Raw genomic sequence first — 21,149 nt, 5'->3', positions numbered from 1 at the left:
TATTTTGCACTTTTTTACACAAATCTGGGTTTAATGTCAAGAGTTCAAGGATTATTGTAGGTTTCCCAAAGTGGCAAATAAATCGTCATCACGTTTCCTTGTTGAGGGCGCTGTTTAACAACCAGTTTCCCTCCTAATGCCTGAAATAAATTTTTAGTCACCGCCATATTTAAGCTTAAACAACCTGTTTCCGGTTGAAACATTAACAACGGCCCAATAGATTTTAAAGGGGATTGGGGAGAGACTGCAAAGCTAGAATTTCCTTCGTTTCCGGGTTGAGGTTGGGATTCTAATTGTAATTTTAATTGATGTCCGGCTAATCTCACTCCCACTTGAATATGACTACCATCGGGAAGACTGCGGGTAAAATTTTCAATCACTCCGGTTAATACTTGATCAAGCATGGTGGGGTCACTGACAACAGTAGGTAATTTTTGGGGCAAAATCACCTCTAAGGTTTGGTTGCGTTGACTGGCTTGTTTTTGCCATCGAGGAAGGCTAATTTGGAACACCTCTGCTAATGACATTGCAGTTAGCGGTAAAGGTTTTTCATCCCGATGACCTCGGCTATTTTGTCGAGCTTGTTCTATTTCTAATTCAACAGCCCGGAAAATCAAATTAAAGCGATCAATTTGGGTTGTACATTCTTGATCAATCATTTCTAAACGCTTCCGAATCACTTCTGGCGGAAGGTCTGGCCGTTTTAATAACAGTCGTGTTAAGGTACGAATCGTAGCTAACGGGGTTCGGACTTCATGGGCGATCGCTTGTAATAATTCCACTTCTGCGGTTTGGATGGTATTGTCCAGAATGGGTGTTTCTGGGAATTGAGAAGACGGTTTCGGACTAATTTTTTCGGCAACTTTAGCTAATTTAGGGACTGTAATTGTAACAGTTTTTAAATTATTGTTTAAAGGGTTTACTTCGGCTTTTTTATTGATTTCTAAACATAAATTGTTTAATAATAAACGACTAAATTTCATCACCGTTTGATAACTCGGTTCAATGGGTAAAAACTGGGCAATATTTTCCTCTAATTTGGCTTTCTGTCTAGCGATTTCCATTCTTAATTCACGGTTTGCTGTTCCTTGAATTAAGTCCATGCGATCGCGCAGCATCAATAAGGCTTTTTCAACAATATCAGGATTAAAGGAAAACAGAAAAGCCGGATTTCCTTTTGCATCTTGACCCAAAACCATGATCAAACTGAACTGACGAGTTAAAACTAAACAAAACTGTTCTTTGACTAAGGGATCTTTCCCATGTAAAGGACAGGCTAAAGTTTCAGGGAGGGAAGTAGACGTTCCATCAGAAGCCGGAAGCAAAGCTAAAGGATGGCGTAATTTTAAGACTAATTCATCTCCTAATTTTGAGAGATCATGAGTAAAAATTTGGGTGGCAAAATGAATCGCTAAATAAGGATGAATTAAAACCGGAACAGGCCCGGAAATAATTAAGCCTAACGAAGATAAAGGTTCAGATTTTATAGAAGGACAACTTGAAATAGTATTGGTCGATTCTGCATTCGCTTTTAATCGAATTTCTTCTAATAAGAAATTAATAGATTGAACCCCGCTATACCATTCTTTTTCTGCTTTTGAATAGGGTTTAAAAGTAGAAGAATCCTGAAAATTATTTTCTGCCTGATCGAGCAGTTTAGCCGAATATAAAGAACTCAAATCATGAGTTTCATCTTCGGCTAAAATATCGCTAAGTGTGGGTAATAATATTTCATTCATCATTTTGCACCAAAACTATTTGTGAAATTTAAAAATAAAATTTAGAAATAAATTGAATCCTACTCTTACTCGCAAACAAGCAAGATTAGTTCTCCTTTCAGAATAGCCATATTTCCCTAATCGTATATTCGTAGAACCGAACCCTCTAGGGGGGAGTTTACCCCGGAAGAGGGATAGGGGGACAAGGGGACGAGGGGACAAGGGGACGAGGGGACAAGGGGACGAGGGGACAAGGGGACGAGGGGACAAGGGGACAAGGGGACAAGGGGACAAGGGGACAAGGGGACAAGGGGACAAGGGGACAAGGGGACAGGGAAGTGGGGGAAGTGGGGGAGAAGAGGGGGAAATCATTCACTCCTAAATTCTGGCTCCTGACTCCTACACTGATAACTGATAACTGATAACTGATAACTGTCAACTGTCAACCGTCAACAATCCAAGATGATGCAAAATAGGGAAATTATAGTCAACATTGCTGACCATTATGCCCAGTTTGCTTGCTGATGTGAAGAATCTGTTAGCCGATTTAATGGCTCGTTACCAATCCCAAGTGGATTATTTAGCAATTCGTTTGGAGGAAGCGGAAGAAACAGATATTTTGTTGCGAGGAGATCGGATTGAAACTTTAAGCGAAGGGCTTTCTATTGGGGGTCAAGTCCGCGCTTGTTATCGAGGGGGATGGGGTTTTTCTAGTTTTAATCGGCTCTCAACCCTCGAAGAACGCATCGGTGAAGCGATCGCAGCCGCAAAACTCATCGGCGACGAAGAAACTCTGCTTGCTCCGATTCCTATTATTCAAGATAGCTGTACCTTACCGTTAACGGGAACCGATCCGCGTCAAGTTCCCCTCGCCCAAAAAAAGGAACTCTGCGATCGCTATGGTCACATTCTTCGTAGTGTTGATCCGCGTATTGCCACCATATCTGTACGCTACAATGACAGCACCCAACGGTTAATTCTGATTACCTCCGAAGGCACTTTCTTAGAACAATCTTGGGTGGATATGGAAATGCGCTTTGCAGCCACCGCTAGAAATGGGGACACTGTACAAACGGGACGAGAAACCACAGGTTCCCGAAAAGCCTATGAAGATTTAACGAATTTGGATGAGCAAGTTCGCAGTGCGGCGCAACGGGCCGTTAATTCCTTAGCGCTTCCCCCCGTTAAAGGGAATGTTTATACCGTTGTTATTGACCCGATTTTGTCCGGTTTATTTGTTCATGAAGCCTTTGGTCATTTGTCTGAAGCGGATATGACCTATGAAAATCCTGACTTATTGGAAGTTATGACTCTGGGGCGTCAATTTGGCCCCAAAAACCTACAAATTTTTGATGGTGCTGCTCCTCCTGACCATCGGGGAAGCTATAAATACGATGATGAAGGAACTCCAGCGACCACCACACAACTGATTCAAGATGGCGCGTTAGTTGGTCGCCTTCATTCCCGTGAAACCGCAGGCAAATTAGGGGAAGTTCCAACCGGAAATGCCCGATGTTTAAATTATCACTTTCCCCCCTTAGTGCGGATGACCAACACCTGGATTGAACGGGGGGATACGTCTGTTGAAGATTTATTCAGTGATGTTAAAGAAGGGGTTTATGCTCGTAACTGGTTAGGGGGAATGACCAATGGCGAAATGTTTACATTCAGTGCCGGAGAAGCGTGGATGATTCGGAATGGTAAACTCGCAGAACCTGTTCGAGATGTGACGTTATCGGGAAATGTCTTTACAACATTGACAGATATTGAAGCCATTGGCAATGACTTCTACTGGGATGAATCGGGGGGTTGTGGAAAAGGGGGACAAAACGGTTTACCTGTTGGCTGTGGTGGCCCTAGTTTACGCATTCGTAATGTGGTTGTTGGAGGAGAAGCAATAGAATGACAAAACAGAATCGAGCCTTGAAATCTAAGTCATTCGTTTAAATCTGTGATTAACTGTCTCGTCGCCCATCACCCCGTAATGGTGCTTTATCACTGGGATCTTCATCATTATTGTTGTGCTGGGCAACTTTTATATCATAATTCTTGAGATACACTAGCGTATTGCTAGATGGGCAAGACTGAATTTGTTTTACATCAAGCTGTTGAATTGTTTGAGGTTGGAGGTTAAAACTTGGAGGTAAACCCACAACGGTACTCATCATTAAGGCGACAATGAAGTTAGACATTTTCGGATTAGGTATTTAGGTGGCTATTTTTCAATACCAAGGTTTGACTTCTTCATCCGGATCGTTGATAAAATCTCATCATGATCCTCTGATCAAACAATTGATCAAATCCCGTGTATTTAGGCTTTAGACTTGCACAACTTTTAAGGAATAAACGGGTTAGGAACCGGATAAAAATATCAAATATTATCAACGTCAGGTCAGGTGAAGAGAATCGAGAATCGATGAAAAATAAAGCTAAAGCTTATAAAATTCAGAGTCAAAAAATGGAGTGAGTTTCCAACACCAAGAAGTCTATCAGGATTAGTCGGTAGCTTCTTAACTCACTCCTGTGGGGTTTTAATCAGAATCATTAACGTCCACTGCCTCGGTGAGGAACCGCTTGTGGCTCAACTTCTGGATTCGTTTGTGTGACAAGAACGGCTGTTACTTCGCTAGTTGGAGATAAAGCAACATTCATAGGAGTAGGATTGTGACGATTCATACCAGCCAATAACAAAGTAGAAAGTAAAATAGTGCTGTAGATTCGCATAATAGTTGTCCGTCTTAGAGTGTCCATTCTCTAATACGAGTTGACTGAAATTAATCCGGTAAAAACCGTCAACTTTTCCACAATTATTTTTCAGTCCAGTGATAGGACAATCGATTTAAACTTGATGTAGCAGAGAAGATAGGCACAACTCATCAAGGCATCAAGATCTGAAGTGATAACAAGTGACTGAGGGTCTGGGTTAATGTCTAAGGATGGTGTTATAATTAAAAGGATTAATCGGGTGATCAAAATCAGGTTGGCACTCTCAATTATGACCACACAAGAACAAAAACATCCTCAATACAATACAGACCGAAAGATTGTTAGTAGTTTTTTAGAGCAAGAAGCAACCGATTATAATCTTGCTGAATTAGCACGTCTAAAAATTCGCTATCGAGGTTTTCCCGGTGCACGAGATATTCAAGATGATTTAGAAAAAATTTTACAAATCTGGGGATATACTGACGAAAGTTTATTTGAAAAGACTCGTCAAATTCACGCTACGGGTCAAATTTATCGAGGGAAAAAGAGCGATCAAGAAGATTGGATTTGAGTGGGTATTCTGTTTTCTTCATTGTCCCAATGGCAGTTTCCGGGTAAAGGTTGATCTTGGGAAAAAACGATCCTCTCAAATTTCCCCTGTGTTATTGTAGGTTTTGTGACAATTTTGTGTAAATATAGAAAAGCTGTCTGATCAAAGTACCTGTAATAGTTACAGGTGCTCGTACCAGAGAGTTAGAGAGGAAATACTAGGTTAGAATATATGAAGGTTGGCGATCGCGTTACGGTTAAAGCATCTGTTATCGTGTATGTCCATCCCGAACATCGAAATCAAAAGTTTGATGTGCAGGGATTGGAAGGAAATATTGTATCTGTTATTACTGATTGGCATGGAAGACCCATTAGCCCTAATTTGCCTATTGTTGTCGATTTTGGTAATAAATTTAAAGCTCACTTCCGAGAAGATGAGTTAGAATTGATACAATAGTTGAAAAATACAAAAAACAGGAGATAGGAGGATTGGGGATGAGTTGTTTCTCCGATCTCCTATTTTCCTCCTAAAAACCAGCCGAAAATATTAATATCGCCTCGCATTTTTTCCAGTTCTTGACGGTGACGGGCAGCGGTTTGATAATACCAATGACAATATTGCTCAAATTCTTCCCGATATTCAACTTCTTGATGAAACTCACGGGTCAGTTGATGAGCTTTGAGAACTTCCGCCGCTGGTGGACTGGGTTGTTGAACAATCTGTTCCCATTCAAATGGCATGAGTACACAATCCTAAATTAAGGATACTGTTACCTTAGCATAATTTTTTCACAACCAACCCCGCCAGCGATAAACCCCTAAGCCAATATATTCTTTTAACGCTTGAGTGGTTTGATGCAGAGAGAGGGTATCGGGTATCCAACTGAGTAGAATTCCTTGCCAAGTTCTTTGAGCTTCATTAATTTCTGAAGGAATCATTAAAAAATCTGTTGGTGCTGGAATAACATTGATTCCTTGACGCTTAAAAATTAAGAGGGATCGCGGTGTATGTAAGGCAGAGGTCACTAATAAAACCGGATCTTTAATATTTTTTTCATCTAAAATTTTTCGGACATTGACTGCATTTTCATAGGTATTTAATGAAGTCGGATCTTGTAAAATAGCAGAGGGAGGGACACCCATAACTTCAGCAATTTTTGCCATATCTTGAGATTCAGGATCGCCCCCTCCTTGCCAATTAATTCTTCCCCCACTTAAGATTAACCAAGGGGCTTTTTTCTGACGATATAATAAGGCTCCATATAAAATGCGATCACCTGCTTCTCCAACATCAACCCAAGGACGAGGGGATAAAGCGGGTTTTGTTCCTCCTCCTAAAACAATGATCGCCGCCGCATTGGGAAGTTCACCTTGAGGAACATTTTGAGATTCCAATGATCGGACTAACCCTTGAGCAACACCTCGACTACTTCCTAAGAGTAAAATGACTAAAGCACAACCAATAACTGCACCTGTCCATCGGGGATATTTCCATAAAGTAAAGAGTGCTAAAAACATTAATAAACAACTCAATCCTAATGGATAAATAAATAAGGGTAAAAGTTTAGATAAAAAGAGAAACATAGGATAAAATTAATATAAATAACGAATAAGGTTTAATCTTTATTGCGTTTAAACATCCACCCTAAAAGGGTTGTAGCTTGGGTAGGACGGGCAGTGGATTTAGCTTGAGGGGGTAAGAGTTTAGATTTAACCAAAATGTCCGAAAGATTATCGGTAATCACTTCAATTTCAAAGGGTTCTGACTGTTCTGGTTTTTGATCAATTTGCCACCATTTTACTAAACATCCTACAGACCATCCTGATAGAATCCCTAGCCCTAAACTGGTAAATAATGAGTCCCCCAGCACAATAAAGCAGAGGGTAAAAAATAAGCCTGTACTAAATCCTGCACGAAATGCTAAGGATGATTTTAACATAATCTTTTTTTTGAATTAAGGATATTTTATTGGGAAGTCAGAACCCCTACTCTTTTAATTTTAACACGTTTAAATGAATTGAGGATTCAAAAGTTTATCGTTTTTGACTTGAGATTGAAGATCGGGAAGAATTGTAAGCGGAAATCAAATAAGCGTTCCCCAGTTTATGTTCAGGATGTTGTTTTGCAGACTCTACATTTTGATAGAGATTATGAATGATTTGATTTCCTTCTATAGTCAACGATAAATAATACAAACCCGTTTGGATATATTGAGCAACAACGTTATTAAAAAATTTCGGATAAGCTTCTCGGATATGATCGGGATGAGCATACCCAAGCTGTTGATTTGTTCCCGTTTCTTCAAATTCTTGAAATAAATTCGGCATTTTTTTAAGATACTTTTGATCAGCTAACTGACCAATTAAATCCGCAGCCCGAATTAAACCCGGATAATCCGTTGTATCTCGATGTTCTTCATCATTGGGAACAGGAAAACGAGTTAACTCAATATAATTTTGAAGGGTGGTAATATTAATCAGGGGGTTCTGCTCAAAATATTCTTGAACAAACTGCTTTCCCCGATCAATATGATAAGGAGTGAGGCTGGCATCTGTTGCTTCAGGTGGAAGTTGAATTAAGCCTCCATTTTGTCCTGCTACATAAATTCTATCTGGGATTTTGTCTGAGGCACAAATGCCTTTAATATAGCCAATATCATGACATAGTAAAGCAATGATGCTATGAAGCCACTCGCTAGGGGAAACGTTTCCTTCGCTAAGATATTTTCCCTGTAAAATTGCTTGTCCGGCTAAGGTTACTAAAATTGTATGTTCTACGTCGTGGTAAGGTGCGTCACTGTGTAAAATTTGATGCAAAGCAAAGTCAGCAACTTTAGCAATTAAGGACGCATAATTCAGGTGTTGGCGACCATAAACTTGATAGTAACCTGTGTATAAAGAATGAATGCAGTCTTGAATCATAAAAACTTGGGTCTGGTAGCACATAAGGAGGGTTTGGGTTAAGGAGGTAGGGGGGTTCTTCATACAATTGTGATGGAGGATGGATTACTTATAGTTTGATTCAATTTGAACCCAATGAAAACCAGAAAAGCCCATGAGTTTTGCCAAATTTTTACCAACCTGTAAAATCCTTTTGAGGCTAAATTATATTTTATCGTGGTTTTTCTCCTCAAAACCCCATAAAACCTCAGAAATATTCAGGAGGAGATAACTTAGATTGGGTCATATCACAATTGTCTATCAACTTTCAGTGATTTCCCTCACACTGGCAATACAAAAAATACTTATAATAAAAATTTACCAGTTCCTAGAGGGTATCATGGTGACGGATAAGAAAACTTTTTTCACAAATCTTAATTAAGATTGTAGCATCATCAGTTTAATCAAAGTGGTTTTGGCTGAATAAACCAAAGGGATTATCACGAGACTATGGATGCTAAAGTAGCACTAGAATGGGTTGACCAATTAGTTTTTGAGCATCAAGGGAAGCATCTCAATGATTTAGAGCGAGAAGTTTTTCTAGGTTCTTGGGATGGAAAAAGTTACCTGGAAATCTACCCCTTGAATCCAACTTATATTGAAAAATATGTAGGTTATAAACTTTGGCAAAAAATTTCTCAAGCGTTGGGAGATAAAGTTACTAAAAAAACGATTAGAGGTGCTGTAGAACGATATCAGCAAAAAGAAAATATTATTCAATCCAGTCAAATTTCTGGGGAACTGCTGCAACTTTCAACCCCAGTTTATCGAGTGTTTGTGAGTCATGGTTATGCTGAGTTAAATCTGCGTTTAGCACAACAATTAGAAGCGGTTTTAACTCAAGTTGGAAATTCTGTATTTTTAGCGGCTTGGGAAGTGATTCGATCTCCTCTCAATCAACAGGACAGTGATTTTCTCGCTCAAATTGACAAAGAATTAAAACAGTGTGATGCTTTTATTTTATTGTTATCTCCTCAATCTAGTCATAGTGAAATGGTAATTGAAGAATTGCGTCAAGTTCGAGAATTACAAGATACTCATCCCCATCGTTTACCAAAACTTATTCCGATTTGGGTGAATTGTCCAGCGAATTTACCCTTAAATCATGATCTAAGAAGTTATTTATGGGGAACAATGCAATATACCTGGAGTGGTCAACAAGATACGGTTTTACTCCTACAAAAAATTCTCAGTGTTTTCCAGGAGTTAATTCACGAATCTCCTCCCCAATATTCACCGCTAGATTGGGATGAATCTGAACTAGAAAATCAGCCTAATCTAGTCATCCAATCTCATAAATCTCCCTCTATTTCTTCTCTTTCCATTAAACCTTTTTATTCTTCAGTAATTCCCTCTCCCTTCCCCGTCGCAGAACCTGAACTACCCAGTGGACAAGTCCGTTTAGAATCAGCTTTTTATATTAAACGGGTTCCCCATGAAGATCAATGTTATCAAGAAATTAGCCATCCCGGTGCATTAATTCGTTTAAAAGCACCCCGTCAGATGGGAAAAACTTCACTCATGGCGCGAATTTTAGAACAAGGACGAGAACAAGGTTATCGTGCAGTTCCTTTAAGTTTTCAACACGCCGATAAAACCATTTTTACGAACTTAAATCATCTCTTACAATGGCTCTGTTCTAAGGTAACTCGTAAATTAAAGTTAGCTTATCATATTCCTGATTATTGGAGTAATACTTTTGTAAGTAAAGATAATTGTACTGCCTATTTTGAAGATTATTTATTATCCCAAAGCGATCAACCTTTAGTGTTAGGATTAGATGAAGTGGATCGGGTGTTTCAATATCCCAATATTGCTGATGATTTCTTTAGTTTACTCCGTGCTTGGTATGAAGAAGCTAACTATGGAGGGGGAGATAGTGAACTGTGGGAAAAATTGCGATTAGTGATTGTTCATTCGACAGAAGTTTATATTCCTTTAGATATTAATCAATCGCCGTTTAACGTGGGTTTACCCATTGAATTAACTGAATTTACGGCGACTCAAGTTGAAGAATTAGCACAGCGACATGGATTAAATTGGGGAGGCGTGGAAGTTGAAACTTTGATGAGACTGGTTGGCGGACATCCTTATTTAGTTCGGGTCGCACTTTATCATCTGGTTCAATATTCAATGAGTTTAGATCAATTTGCAGAAATTGCACCAACGGAAGGAGGAATTTATAGCGACCACCTCCGCCGACATTTGTGGAATTTACAACAACATCCTCAATTAGCCGAAGCCTTTTATCAAGTGGTTTGTTCTTCTCAACCTGTAGAGTTAGAATCAATTTTAGCGTTTAAATTACATAGTTTAGGTTTAGTCCATCTCCAAGGAAATGAAGTTACTCCTCGGTTTCAACTTTATCAAAACTATTTTGGTCGTCGTTTAAAACTTAAACCCTAATTACTGACCCCCATTCTATGGATTTAACTTTTTCTCCAACCTATCATTATAAAGTCGGTGGACATCTTTCTCTGGATACCCCCAGTTATGTAACTCGACAAGCAGATCGAGAACTTTATGAAGCATTAAAAGCTGGAGAATTTTGTTATGTTTTAAATGCTAGACAAATGGGAAAGACCAGTTTACGAGTGAGAACGTTACATCAACTCCAAAATGAAGGGTTTGCTTGTGCGGCTGTTGATTTAACTAAAATTGGTTCTCAGGATATTACGCCCGATCAATGGTATGCTGGAATTATGCGACGTTTAGTTACCAGTTTTCGACTTCCTATTCATTTAAAAGCTTGGTTACAGGAACGAGAATTTTTACCTCCTATTCAACGGTTAAGTGAATTAATAGAACAAGTTTTATTAGATTGTATTCAACAACCGATTGTTATTTTTATTGATGAAGTTGATAGTATTTTGAGCCTCAACTTTTCGACCGATGATTTTTTTGCTTTTATTAGAACCTGTGACGAATATCCATTATTAACCTTTGCATTATTAGGAGTGGCTTCTCCCCATGATTTAATGCAGAATAAAAGCAACAATCCTTTTAATATTGGTCGCGCCATTGAACTGATGATCTTAGAAAGCTTCTGTTCCTATCATAAAACTGCCAGAGGACAACGAGTTGCAGCCGCCTTAATGGCAGCGACACGTTCGGTGAGTCAAAGTAGTTTAGAACTCGATGAAATCCTCAAGCGAGTTATGGCGGCCGCTAAGGATTTAATGATGGCTGATCGGAGTACATTATGGTTATTAGATCGGCAAAATCATGAACTTTGGACTAAAATTATTTTTAACGATGGTTCAGAACAAGAAATTAGAATTAAAGTGGGTCAAGGGTATGCCGGAAAAGTAGCAGAAATTGGAGTGACTTTGAATATTCCTTTTGATTTATATGATTATCCTGACTCAGGAATGGCTAAAAAAACTGATACAAAAACAGGATATCGTACCTGTAGTTTATTATGTATGCCAGTTTGGAACCCCGATGGCGAGTTAATTGGTGTTACTCAATTAGTGAATAAAAAGCAACTTGTTGAAGAGGATGATCAAGTTTTAAGTTATAATAGCCAAGTTCCAGAAGCATTTCGAGTCAGTTTTGATGGTAATGATCAGAAATATATGCAAATTTTTAATAATCAAGTTGGGGTAATTTTACAAAATGCTGAACTTTTAGCGGCTGTTAAATTTCAAGAACAAAGTTTACGCGAAAAATTTAATACGGGAAAAATTGAAGTAGATCAATTAGAGGATTTTTGAGAAAAATAGGACGATTTTTTGCTGGGGGTAGATTTGTAAGGCCTCTCCCCTTAACTTCTTCTCTTACAAGCAGGGTGAAAAGGCTTTTACCTATTAAACATCCCAGCCATTTAAAAATACTAATGACTCGTCTTCCGCTTGTGAGGAAAAAAACTCTAGCAATCCGCGCCTTCGAGACGGAGGTTGTAATAATTTAAAACTCATATGAAACAGCCAAAAGTATTATCCCTGTTCCCTGTTCCCTTTTGAACCCAAATTTTGGATACAACTCAAATAGGATTACTATAGGGAGTTAGGTCTTAACATTGATCAGGCAAAGCAGTTGCTATAAATCTATGTTTTCATTTTTGTTCAAAAAACACAGTTAATCCTAATGATAATGTAATCACAATTCCCATAACCCAAGTGATGGGAATTGAAAAAGAGGGTTCCTCATCTAAGGATGAATTTAAGGCTTGATATTGAAGTGCATCTTGAAAACCGGGAAGTTGTATTGTCTTTTCTGAGTTGACAATTTTTTCTTTAGACCCTTGTTTCTTAGACCCCGATGTTGATGTCGTTGTTGATGGCAATGAGGAAGCATCCTGATTTTCTTGATCAATATTTTCTTGATCAATATTTTCTTGATCAATCACAGATTTTTCAATCTGTTGATCAGAGGATACATCAGGTGCAGGTTCATTGAATTCTAATTTAGGTGTCACACCTTCTAAGTTACAGTATCCATCAATATCTTGTTGCCCACCATCTATAGCACTTTTATCATGCCATGTAAAACAATCAAGATGTTTACCGTATTGCTTCCGTTGGAATGAAGAGTTGATTTGTTCGGCGTTAGAATTAGAATTGGCAGTGGTTTCCGACGTTGATGAAATATTCAATGAATAAGCTGGATTCAGACTCGAAACACCCACTACTACTGCCACTCCACAGAAGTTAAAAACAAGTGATACAATTTTACTGGCCATAGGTTCAGATGTACTAACGACGCTGACTCTTTAGATGAGATGTTTGACTATCGAGTTGATCATTAACACTTATATCAGATTATGGAGTTTTAGTCAGTTAGTGTTGTTACCATTCTCGCTCTAAGCGGGGAGGTAAACGCAGTTTAGGAAACCGATAAAAGGTATTTCCTTCATCATCGATTTCAGGAAATGCAGCAAAAACTTGTACTTGATGATCTAAATATTTTTGGGCAACTTCGGCACTCACTCCGGCTAAAGCAGAGAGTTGAATTAGGGAAACTCGACCTGCTTGGGCAGCAATTAATCGATAAAATGCGGAATCTAATTGGCGCTGTTGTTCTCGATTATTTCCGACATTCACAATTAATAAAGTGACTAATACACCCAATCCAGCAATAGAAATTAATTCAATAATAGCCATAGTTAACACAATAGAAAATAGGAATAAAATCAATATTAACAGTTAACAGCTAATTTTTGAAAATCAACTGTCAACTGTTAAGGATTGACCTTAATTAAGCAGGTTCAACGAGATTTTCTCCCCCTTGAATCACTTTTGCAGATTCAATCACATCCCCTTTACGGAGTTGTTCTAACACGTCTTTTCCTTCAGTCACATATCCAAAGACAGCATAACGACCGTCTAATAAATTGAGTCCGGCAGGTGTTAATTCCGGCTCAAAAAGAAAGAAGAAAATTTGAGAAGATCCTCCATCTAAAATGGCTTCTGGACGGGCTAATGCAACGGTTCCAAAAGCAGAAAAGGGTAAAACTGGATGCTCTTGATAACGACCAGATTCTTCAAAGGTAATATTATAGATCGGTTCTGTTTCTCCCTGAACCAAAATTTCTAAAGGAATCCCTCGATATTGTCCCGTTTTGGGATCAATAAAACCGTCTTCTTCTCCATCAGGATCTCCCACCTGTAACGCATAGGATTCTTCTGAACGGATGAATTTTAAGTTATTATAAAATCCCCGTTGAACTAAATCCACAAAATTCCCAGCCGTAATTGGAGCACTATAACCATCAACGACAACGGTTAAGTTGCCTTTATTGGTTTGAATTGCAACGGTAGCCCGACCTTTGAGTTGAGGTAAATTAGAATATTCTGCGGGAACTTCAAAGGGAAATTCCTGTACCATTAATTCTTCTAATTTGCCAACACTATCTAACATTTTTCCCCGGGTTGCTAACACCATTGTCGCATCTTTAACTTCAACAGCAGAGCGTAGGGTATCAATGTCTTGTTTTAATTGGTCAACTAAAGCTTGAGCTTGGGGTTGGCGTTCCTCTGGAATATTAGCCAAGAGTTCCGCCTCCCGGGTCGATAAAACTCTGGAAGCAAGGGTAATATCTCCATTGATATTATTCCAACGCTTTCCTCGCAGTTGAGACGAAATAGATTCTAAACTCGATTGCAGTTTTCTGACCGCTTCGTTATCAATGGGCAGAGCATAGCGTAATAGTGCCGAACCATCGGTGATCGCATTTCCTTGAGGTAAAATACTTTCTCGTTTTGGTGGACTCCCTCCCTCCCACCAAGCCGCACTCAGACCTAGGGATAGGGTAAACAGCAGTACAGCCACCAAACTCGTTCTCAACCAATGTTTATAGGTGTTTTTCATGGAATTGGGCAAATGCAACATAAATCTTAACGTTTGTTCTCTTTACTGATCTTGCCATTATTCCGTCACCAGTCATCCTAAAAAAATTAATCCCCTGTTCCCCGTTCAAGGGTAAAATAAGATGCCGATTATTCTGCCCAGGTATTAGCTTGCGTCAGCACCCCGCTCTAAAGAGACGGGTCTTCGTGCCTCCCCTTTAGGTAGCTGACCAGCCTAAGCCTTAACTGGCTACGTTATCTGAGTCAAGATACCCACAAATGCGTCGCTAGTTTGTGGCTCTATCGTCAATCATTAAACAGTTTTACGAGGGGTAAGACAGTGTGGTTGGCCTAACAAGCTCAGATAACATTGGCGAAGCGAACATTACCCCAGTAATGGGAGGCTCTTTTGAGCAAACTGTTGTGCCTAGAGAGTTGCAATACTTGAGACGGTAACTGTCCCGTTGAAAGTACATCACAAAAGTACACCGAGTAAAGCAACTCCCAGGTGGCAACAATATTTCACGGGGAATTTATTCCCCTGAGTCGTTTTTCCTCTGCGCCCTAAAGAGACGCAGTTTCCAAACGTCCCACAATTTTTCTTATGATTTCCAGTAACGACTTTCGCACAGGTGTCACGATTGTATTAGATGGGTCAGTCTGGCGTGTAGTAGAATTTCTTCACGTTAAGCCCGGAAAAGGTTCTGCTTTTGTGCGGACAAAACTCAAAAACGCACAAAACGGGAATGTGGTAGAGCGCACTTTTAGGGCGGGAGAGACGGTTCCTCAAGCGACCCTGGAAAAAAGCGAAATGCAACATACTTATAAAGACGCGGAAGAATACGTCTTTATGGATATGGAAACCTATGAAGAAGCCCGTTTAAAGGCAAGTGAAATTGGCGATCGCGTGAAATATCTTAAAGATGGAATGACCGTTAACGTTGTTCGCTGGGGAGAGCAGGTTCTGGAAGTTGAACTCCCCAACTCTGTCACCTTAGAAGTCATTGAAACCGATCCCGGAGTCAAAGGAGACACAGCAACAGGGGGTACAAAACCCGCTATTGTGGAAACAGGCGCTCAAGTGATGGTTCCCTTATTTATTGCTAAAGGAGAACGGATTCGGATTGATACCCGGACTGACAGCTATCAAGGTCGAGAATAAAGACTCACCGAACCATGATTTGATATTTTAAGCGTGCCAAACTTAGACAAAAACACAAGGCATTTAGAATGTTGGGTTATTGCTCGTATAGCCACCCAACAGACTAAATCAAGATAGATTGCAAATTTAGGGGAGACGTACCAACTGTGCAACTAGATTTGAACCAGCTTCGTGAACTGCTGGCTGATCTCGATAAAACCAATATTTCAGAGCTAACGCTCAAAAGCGCAGATTTTGAACTGACTGTTCGCAAAGAAATTTCGCTCAGTTCTGGGACTCTGCCTTCCGTTGAGACGCTGTTAACGGATGCAGGAGTTAGTTCACAGTTGGTTTCGTCTCCGGTGGTTCCCACTGCTGTTGATTCCGTTGGCAGAACGTCCCCTGCATCTAGCCCAACTGTATCACCGCCTCCCCCACCGACTTCGACTGAATCTAAGTGGGTTGAAATTACGTCCCCAATGGTGGGAACGTTCTATCGTTCTCCCGCCCCCGATGAACCGCCCTTTGTGGAAACGGGTGATCGGATTTCGACGGGTCAGACCGTTTGTATTATTGAAGCGATGAAGTTGATGAACGAAATCGAAGCGGAATTTTCTGGCCAAGTCATGGAAATTTTGATTCAGAATGGTTCCCCGGTGGAATATGGCCAGCCGTTAATGCGAGTTAAACCGGATTAAAAACGGGCTATTAGGGAACAGGTAAAAATTCTTTCTCGAAAATGGGGCGAGTGATGGGTTGAGGAATTTCTAACCCTTCTCCGCCTAAAACGGTTAATGGTTTACCGCCAACGGAAAGCCAAACTTTGCTATTGGGGTTAAGGGTTGTCGCAGTATACACCACTTGTCCTAGTCGTCCGGTCATTGATGCACTCCCCCCACCTTGAGTAAATTCTGGGGATAAATCTATATAAACATCATCATTGTTAGTGGTTAACTTCTGAATTGTTGTTCCTTTGGGAATTTCACTCAATTGATTAGTATTAGGAGAAGTTGTTAATAATCGCTCAAAAGCGACGGTTAAGAATGTCGTGGGATCATTTTGGGCTTGAATTTGTACAGGTTGAGCAACAATTGTCTGTTTACCGTTTGTATCCTTCACCCAATAAATGGCAAGGGTTTTTTCAACGGTTTGTGATGGAGAAGGAGAAATTAGAGGACTGGGTGAGGTTGTATCCGGGGAAGAAATAACGGGTTCTTGGGGAGAACGAGACGTTGATGTCCACCAGGTTAACCCTGCACCCACAGCAATTAAAACAGTGGCAATTCCAGCCACAATTCTAACGGGAATAATACGAGTCTTTTGGGGATCTTCCATCGATTTTGAATTGTAGATTTAATTTGAGTCGGGTATCTTTATCCCGATTTTCTAATGATAGACTGAATCACTCCCAAATTGAAAATGCCCTATTCCTATCATATTACCTCCCGTTGTAATAATCGTGAGTTTCGCTTGACTCGTTTAGAATGTCGTCAAGTTTTCTTATACATTCTCAAAAAAGCAATTATTAAATATGATTTTAAGCTTTATTCTTTATGTATAATGTCTAATCATATTCACTATTTAATTGAACCTCAAAAAATAGAAGACATACCGAAAATTATGCACTATCTTAACTGGTATAGTGCTATGTGTTTTAATCGAATGTTAAAACGTACAGGACATTTTTGGGAAAAAAGATACCATAGTACAAGTTTTCCTAGTAGTGATCAAAGAAGGGCTTTAAATACTCTTAGATATATCCATGCTAACCCCCAAGCGGCGGGAATGCAAAAGGGCTTTTTCTATGATTTTAGTAATTATGGTGTTTATGAAAGATTAAGTGATGATGGTATTACTACTTGGCATCCTGCTTTTTTGGCTTTGGGAGAAAATTTAGAAGAGTGTGCGGAAAAATATCGTAATTTCTGTTATAAATACAAGCCCCCAGAAAAGCAGTCTAAAGGCTTTCATTGGGGGAGTAAATTATTACCTAAGTTAACTAGAATTAAGAAAGCTTCTCCTCAGAATAAAAAACCTCATCAACCCGATGAGGAAGCTAAAAGATTTTATGAAATTTGGCGAGAAAATCATCCTGAAATTGTGGAAGTTTCGGAAAAGTTTATTTTTGCTAATTGTTATAACAAAAAATCGGTAGCCGAATTTTTAAATAATTATATTCATTATTGACAATGCTGGAAACCTGGTTTTTTTTAGCCCGGTTTCCTCATCAGGAGTAGTGTGTCAAAAATCATGTTTTGACGCTGATTTCTGTAGTTATTTATACATTGTTTGATTTAATTCTAAGGAGAAATTATATTTTGTCCCTTAATCAACAGTATCACCCTTTACCATGACAGGTAATGAAACGCGGAAAACCTTATAACTTCGTACTCACTACTTTAAGATCAAATATTTTGGATTGCGATGAATACCTTATGTGTTAGAGTTTAGGAGAGTTTAGAGAAGAGAGAAGAATACCCGACCCTTTCACACCAATCCAAACCAAAACCAATCCCAAACCCCATCAACCTCCTCCACTACCCCCCCCCCTCCCCCACCCCCCCCAGCCCCAGCCGAGTGCCACGACGGGAAGGTGACCCGGAAGTGCATTTTTATTAAATTGTTCGTAATTCAACCACTTTCCTCCTTTTTTCCATCCAACCCGGTTCGCAAGTTTCTCGAAAGTAGCCGCATCCCAGTTTTCACACATTTTCCCACCTTCTTCCAACCAGATTTGTTTCTGCACAGAAAAACCAAATCTGCCCTCAGAATATTTTAACCACAATTGGTCAATAATGCCTAATTCTTCTGGAGGAAAATTGCGACAATTATCTGTCGTTAACCAACCTTCTTTTTCTCTCCCCATAATTTGCAACATAACTCTCGCAGTTTCCTGATCGGCTTCTTTCCATTTGACCGTTGATAAAAGTTGGTCTAGTTTGGTAAAATTAGCTTTAGAAGTTTGTAACTTAATATTAGGTTTTGGAGCAGGTTGGGGTTGAGGTAAAACAACGAAACTGGGTTGTCCAATAGCAGTTAAAACTTCCTGAGCAGACTGAAAGCGATCGCTAGGTTTATCCGCTAACATTTTATCCAAAACACTAGCCAAATTTTGACTAATAGATAGGCGATTTTTGCTTAACCATTCCTTCCAAACCCAACCTAAATTATAGTGGTCAAAAATCTCATCAACCAAGGTTCCATTTCTTTCTTGAGGAAAGACACCCGTTAATAATCTAATAGCAGTAATTGCCAAGCTATACATATCACTAGAAGCATTCGTTACTCCTCTCAATTGTTCCGGTGACGCATAGCCGGGAGTGCCTGTCACAGTTCCCATACGGGTCATAATAGTCGCGCTAACTTGTCGGGAAACACCAAAATCTATTAACACTAAATCGCTAATTTGTCCATAGATAGTAGGATCTAATTTATTTTTTCTACGAATAATATTTTCTGGTTTAATGTCACGATGGATAATAGACTTATTATGAATAAAATCCAAAATAGGTAACATTTCCACTAAAAAAGACTTGAGCTTCGTTTCGTTAAATCTTCCCTGTTGTTTTAATTCTTTGAGTAAATCTTGACCTTCAATATATTCTTGAATTAAATACAACTTACCATCCTGTTCAAAGAAAGCCAATAAATCAGGAATTTGGGGATGTTTACCTAGTTTTTCTAATAGCTCTGCTTCCTGTTCAAATAGTTGAATACATTTTTGCAATGCACCGCTATTTTGTGATAAAGGTAAAAATTGCTTAATCACACAAGAGCTATTTCTTCTATTTTGATCAACACCAATAAAAGTCCGCCCAAAACCGCCTTCTCCAAGATAACTATGGGCGCGATAACGTTCAGTTAATAATAACTTTTGTCCGCATTTCTGACAAAAATTAGTAAGTTGAGTATTTTGGTGAAGGCAATCAGGGTTAAAACATTTCATAATGATGGATAAAAATAATTAATTGATATTATACAATTTTACTGCAAGATGTTTCTATACCGTCACAAAGGGACAAGTCAGGGATTTTCTGATTATTATAAGACAAAATCATTGATTTTAGTTAAATCCCCGACCTTTGATGGCGGAAAAGGTGGGGGATTTTACCATTGTTCCTTTTAAGGTTAAAAGCCTTGAAATAAATTTCAGTAGAGAGACGCGCTATGTAACCCCCTCTACGCTAAAACCCGTTTTAAGGGGTTAATGAAGACAGGAAGAAAGCCCTGAAGGGCTTACTACAAAAGAGTATCGGTCATTCAGCCAATTGATAACAAAATAAATTGTCGAGCCTGGAGCGATCGCACCCCGTCTAAATCCAGTTGGCTTTGAGCTAAAATTTCCTCAACAGTTCGAGGAGATTCTGTGTTTTCATCGCAGGCTTTGAGAAACTCAAATTCTGCATCAGATAAACTCACAATTTGATAATTGTAATCAAATAAATTCTGACTCGGCCACCCATTCATACAAGGACTACGCTCAGGAATTGCTGCTAATAACGCTTGATCATTTGACCAAGTATTCCGAGGTAAAGGTGAACGTCCGAGGAAAAATTCATAATGACTAATTTCAGGATCAAGAAGTTCAATTAAACGATATCGTTGGCGATCGCTTAAATCCTTTGACCGTTCACGTAACTCCGGTGAATTACCAATTAATCGCTCTAAATTCCAATAATTAGGATTAGAAAAACCAATAAACTCTAAACCTGACGCATCAATTAACTCAAATAAACTATTAATATTGTAGTCAATTTCCTGGGGATGAACATACATATCAGCAAAACATTCATCTCGTTGATTTTCTAATCCCCAGCGTTGAGATTCATATTTAACTAACCGATTATTTTCCGGGAGAGCTTCAAAAATTTGACGACCAATTTTAACTCCATCTTTATAATCCCCTTGTTTATTTCCTTGTAATAAAGCGATCGCGTTCTGCATCAATTGAATTTCCCAGCGTCCCAATTCAGCATAAACAAAAATGTGCATTAACCCCCCCGGTGCTAACTTTAATGCTAGGGTTTGAATGCCCCGAATCGGATCAGGTAAATGGTGCAAAACGCCAACACAGTTAATAAAATCAAACTGTCCCTCTAACTGGGTTGCATCATAAAGACTTAAACGGCGAAATTCAGGTGAGGGTGTTCCGGGGGTAGAAATTCCAGACCGACGACAGCGTTCTTGCGCCGTTTGAATGGCCCCTTCACTCAAATCAATTCCCAGTACCGACGCTTCTGGGTTGAGTTGAATTAAATACTCCGTACTCGAACCCGTCCCACACCCGGCATCTAAAATGCGAATATCAAGATGTTTGGGTTTTTGACCCGTGCAAAAACTATAAGCTGCTGGCCAAGACCATCGCCAGTTGTACCCTGGCGGGGGTTCATCTAACAGGGGGTCAGGAGGAAAGGGATAGGTATCATAAAGCCGTTTAACCGCAGAACTAACTTCTTCCATCGTTTTAACTCAATTAAGCATTAAGATTGATTCATGTTGACCGTTGGCTGTTGGGTGCTGGGGTTGACGGTTGACCGACAACCCGCAACCGACCTCTGAGAGCGTAACAAAACTTATTCTTTTTTCTCAGATAACATCACCCAAGTCTATACAATAATTGTCGGTACGCTTTTTTATAAATGTCTGGTAATCAGCCAAAATTCATTTTAATCTGAAAGATTAAACTGGCAACAACTCAAGCACGATGATCGGGTGGAAGGCATTCTTATATTTAGCCAAAACTAATCCGTTTATTGTTTGAGAACAGTACCATACTTCAGGTTCCATGCTGTAACGATTCAGATA

Annotated in this window: 21 protein-coding genes; 8 read left to right on the top strand and 13 right to left on the bottom strand. The window is 39.4% G+C overall.

What is annotated here, in order from left to right:
* Positions 1-44 precede the first annotated feature (44 nt).
* Positions 45-1,742, bottom strand: a complete 1,698-nt coding sequence (locus tag NMK36_RS19085; protein WP_254174399.1) for a sensor histidine kinase — start codon at positions 1,740-1,742, stop codon at positions 45-47.
* Between the two features lie 481 nt (positions 1,743-2,223).
* On the opposite strand from NMK36_RS19085, the gene NMK36_RS19080 reads away from it, so the two are divergent.
* Entirely contained in the window at positions 2,224-3,624 is a 1,401-nt protein-coding gene (locus tag NMK36_RS19080; RefSeq protein ID WP_254174398.1) for a TldD/PmbA family protein, read from the top strand.
* Between the two features lie 49 nt (positions 3,625-3,673).
* Here the strand turns inward: NMK36_RS19080 and NMK36_RS19075 are convergent, their stop codons facing one another.
* Together NMK36_RS19075 and patX are read right to left on the bottom strand one after the other, a co-directional pair.
* Positions 3,674-3,910 (bottom strand): hypothetical protein, encoded by a 237-nt coding sequence (locus NMK36_RS19075; RefSeq protein WP_072719795.1) that lies wholly within the window; start codon positions 3,908-3,910, stop codon positions 3,674-3,676.
* Positions 3,911-4,262: 352 nt separating this feature from the next.
* Positions 4,263-4,442, bottom strand: a complete 180-nt coding sequence (gene patX, locus NMK36_RS19070; RefSeq protein ID WP_254174397.1) for a heterocyst-inhibiting protein PatX — start codon at positions 4,440-4,442, stop codon at positions 4,263-4,265.
* A gap of 271 nt (positions 4,443-4,713) precedes the next feature.
* Between patX and NMK36_RS19065 the strand changes: the two genes are divergently transcribed.
* Positions 4,714-4,995 carry a DUF3288 family protein gene (locus tag NMK36_RS19065; protein WP_072719793.1) on the top strand — a complete coding sequence of 94 codons (282 nt, stop codon included), beginning with the start codon at positions 4,714-4,716 and terminating at the stop codon, positions 4,993-4,995.
* Positions 4,996-5,205: 210 nt separating this feature from the next.
* On the top strand, positions 5,206-5,430 hold the full coding sequence (locus NMK36_RS19060) for a ferredoxin-thioredoxin reductase variable chain (RefSeq protein ID WP_072719792.1): 225 nt from the start codon (positions 5,206-5,208) through the stop codon (positions 5,428-5,430).
* 59 nt (positions 5,431-5,489) lie between these two features.
* Here the strand turns inward: NMK36_RS19060 and NMK36_RS19055 are convergent, their stop codons facing one another.
* The 4 genes from NMK36_RS19055 to NMK36_RS19040 form a co-directional block, all read right to left on the bottom strand.
* On the bottom strand, positions 5,490-5,714 hold the full coding sequence (locus NMK36_RS19055) for a hypothetical protein (protein WP_072719791.1): 225 nt from the start codon (positions 5,712-5,714) through the stop codon (positions 5,490-5,492).
* A gap of 48 nt (positions 5,715-5,762) precedes the next feature.
* Positions 5,763-6,557: a YdcF family protein gene (locus NMK36_RS19050; RefSeq protein WP_254174396.1), complete on the bottom strand. Its 795-nt coding sequence runs from the start codon at positions 6,555-6,557 to the stop codon at positions 5,763-5,765.
* 32 nt (positions 6,558-6,589) lie between these two features.
* Complete coding sequence (locus NMK36_RS19045) at positions 6,590-6,913, bottom strand: hypothetical protein (RefSeq protein ID WP_072719789.1); 324 nt, start codon at positions 6,911-6,913, stop codon at positions 6,590-6,592.
* Between the two features lie 94 nt (positions 6,914-7,007).
* Positions 7,008-7,919, bottom strand: coding sequence for a hypothetical protein (locus NMK36_RS19040; protein WP_083580067.1), 912 nt, complete (start codon positions 7,917-7,919; stop codon positions 7,008-7,010).
* Between the two features lie 444 nt (positions 7,920-8,363).
* Between NMK36_RS19040 and NMK36_RS19035 the strand changes: the two genes are divergently transcribed.
* A complete protein-coding gene (locus tag NMK36_RS19035; RefSeq protein ID WP_254174395.1) occupies positions 8,364-10,319 on the top strand; it encodes an AAA-like domain-containing protein in 1,956 nt (651 codons plus the stop codon).
* Positions 10,320-10,336: 17 nt separating this feature from the next.
* A complete protein-coding gene (locus tag NMK36_RS19030) occupies positions 10,337-11,629 on the top strand; it encodes an AAA-like domain-containing protein (protein ID WP_367997193.1) in 1,293 nt (430 codons plus the stop codon).
* A 341-nt stretch (positions 11,630-11,970) separates the two neighbouring features.
* Here the strand turns inward: NMK36_RS19030 and NMK36_RS19025 are convergent, their stop codons facing one another.
* From NMK36_RS19025 to NMK36_RS19015, 3 genes are all read right to left on the bottom strand, one after another.
* Positions 11,971-12,597, bottom strand: a complete 627-nt coding sequence (locus tag NMK36_RS19025; RefSeq protein WP_139295071.1) for a hypothetical protein — start codon at positions 12,595-12,597, stop codon at positions 11,971-11,973.
* A 106-nt stretch (positions 12,598-12,703) separates the two neighbouring features.
* Positions 12,704-13,018: a hypothetical protein gene (locus NMK36_RS19020; protein WP_072719785.1), complete on the bottom strand. Its 315-nt coding sequence runs from the start codon at positions 13,016-13,018 to the stop codon at positions 12,704-12,706.
* A 94-nt stretch (positions 13,019-13,112) separates the two neighbouring features.
* The gene (locus NMK36_RS19015; RefSeq protein ID WP_072719784.1) at positions 13,113-14,246 is read right to left on the bottom strand and encodes a peptidylprolyl isomerase; all 1,134 of its coding nucleotides are present in this window, start codon (positions 14,244-14,246) and stop codon (positions 13,113-13,115) included.
* Between the two features lie 561 nt (positions 14,247-14,807).
* Between NMK36_RS19015 and efp the strand changes: the two genes are divergently transcribed.
* Both efp and accB read left to right on the top strand, forming a co-directional pair.
* Positions 14,808-15,365, top strand: a complete 558-nt coding sequence (gene efp / locus NMK36_RS19010) for an elongation factor P (RefSeq protein ID WP_072719783.1) — start codon at positions 14,808-14,810, stop codon at positions 15,363-15,365.
* 146 nt (positions 15,366-15,511) lie between these two features.
* The gene (gene accB, locus NMK36_RS19005; RefSeq protein WP_254174394.1) at positions 15,512-16,042 is read left to right on the top strand and encodes an acetyl-CoA carboxylase biotin carboxyl carrier protein; all 531 of its coding nucleotides are present in this window, start codon (positions 15,512-15,514) and stop codon (positions 16,040-16,042) included.
* Positions 16,043-16,052: 10 nt separating this feature from the next.
* On the opposite strand, the gene NMK36_RS19000 is transcribed toward accB, so the two are convergent.
* Positions 16,053-16,679: a GerMN domain-containing protein gene (locus NMK36_RS19000; RefSeq protein WP_254174393.1), complete on the bottom strand. Its 627-nt coding sequence runs from the start codon at positions 16,677-16,679 to the stop codon at positions 16,053-16,055.
* Positions 16,680-16,763: 84 nt separating this feature from the next.
* Between NMK36_RS19000 and NMK36_RS18995 the strand changes: the two genes are divergently transcribed.
* Positions 16,764-17,531, top strand: coding sequence for a transposase (locus NMK36_RS18995; RefSeq protein WP_254174392.1), 768 nt, complete (start codon positions 16,764-16,766; stop codon positions 17,529-17,531).
* Between the two features lie 337 nt (positions 17,532-17,868).
* On the opposite strand, the gene NMK36_RS18990 is transcribed toward NMK36_RS18995, so the two are convergent.
* On the bottom strand, positions 17,869-19,290 hold the full coding sequence (locus NMK36_RS18990) for a serine/threonine-protein kinase (RefSeq protein ID WP_254174391.1): 1,422 nt from the start codon (positions 19,288-19,290) through the stop codon (positions 17,869-17,871).
* 314 nt (positions 19,291-19,604) lie between these two features.
* Complete coding sequence (locus tag NMK36_RS18985) at positions 19,605-20,804, bottom strand: class I SAM-dependent methyltransferase (RefSeq protein ID WP_254174390.1); 1,200 nt, start codon at positions 20,802-20,804, stop codon at positions 19,605-19,607.
* Positions 20,805-21,149: the final 345 nt, after the last annotated feature.

The organism is Planktothrix pseudagardhii (assembly GCF_904830925.1).
In the GTDB taxonomy this organism is placed as follows: Bacteria; Cyanobacteriota; Cyanobacteriia; order Cyanobacteriales; family Microcoleaceae; genus Planktothrix; species Planktothrix tepida.
The sequence above is the reverse complement of the archived record's forward strand: the minus strand, read 5'-3'. Positions and strand labels throughout refer to the sequence as shown.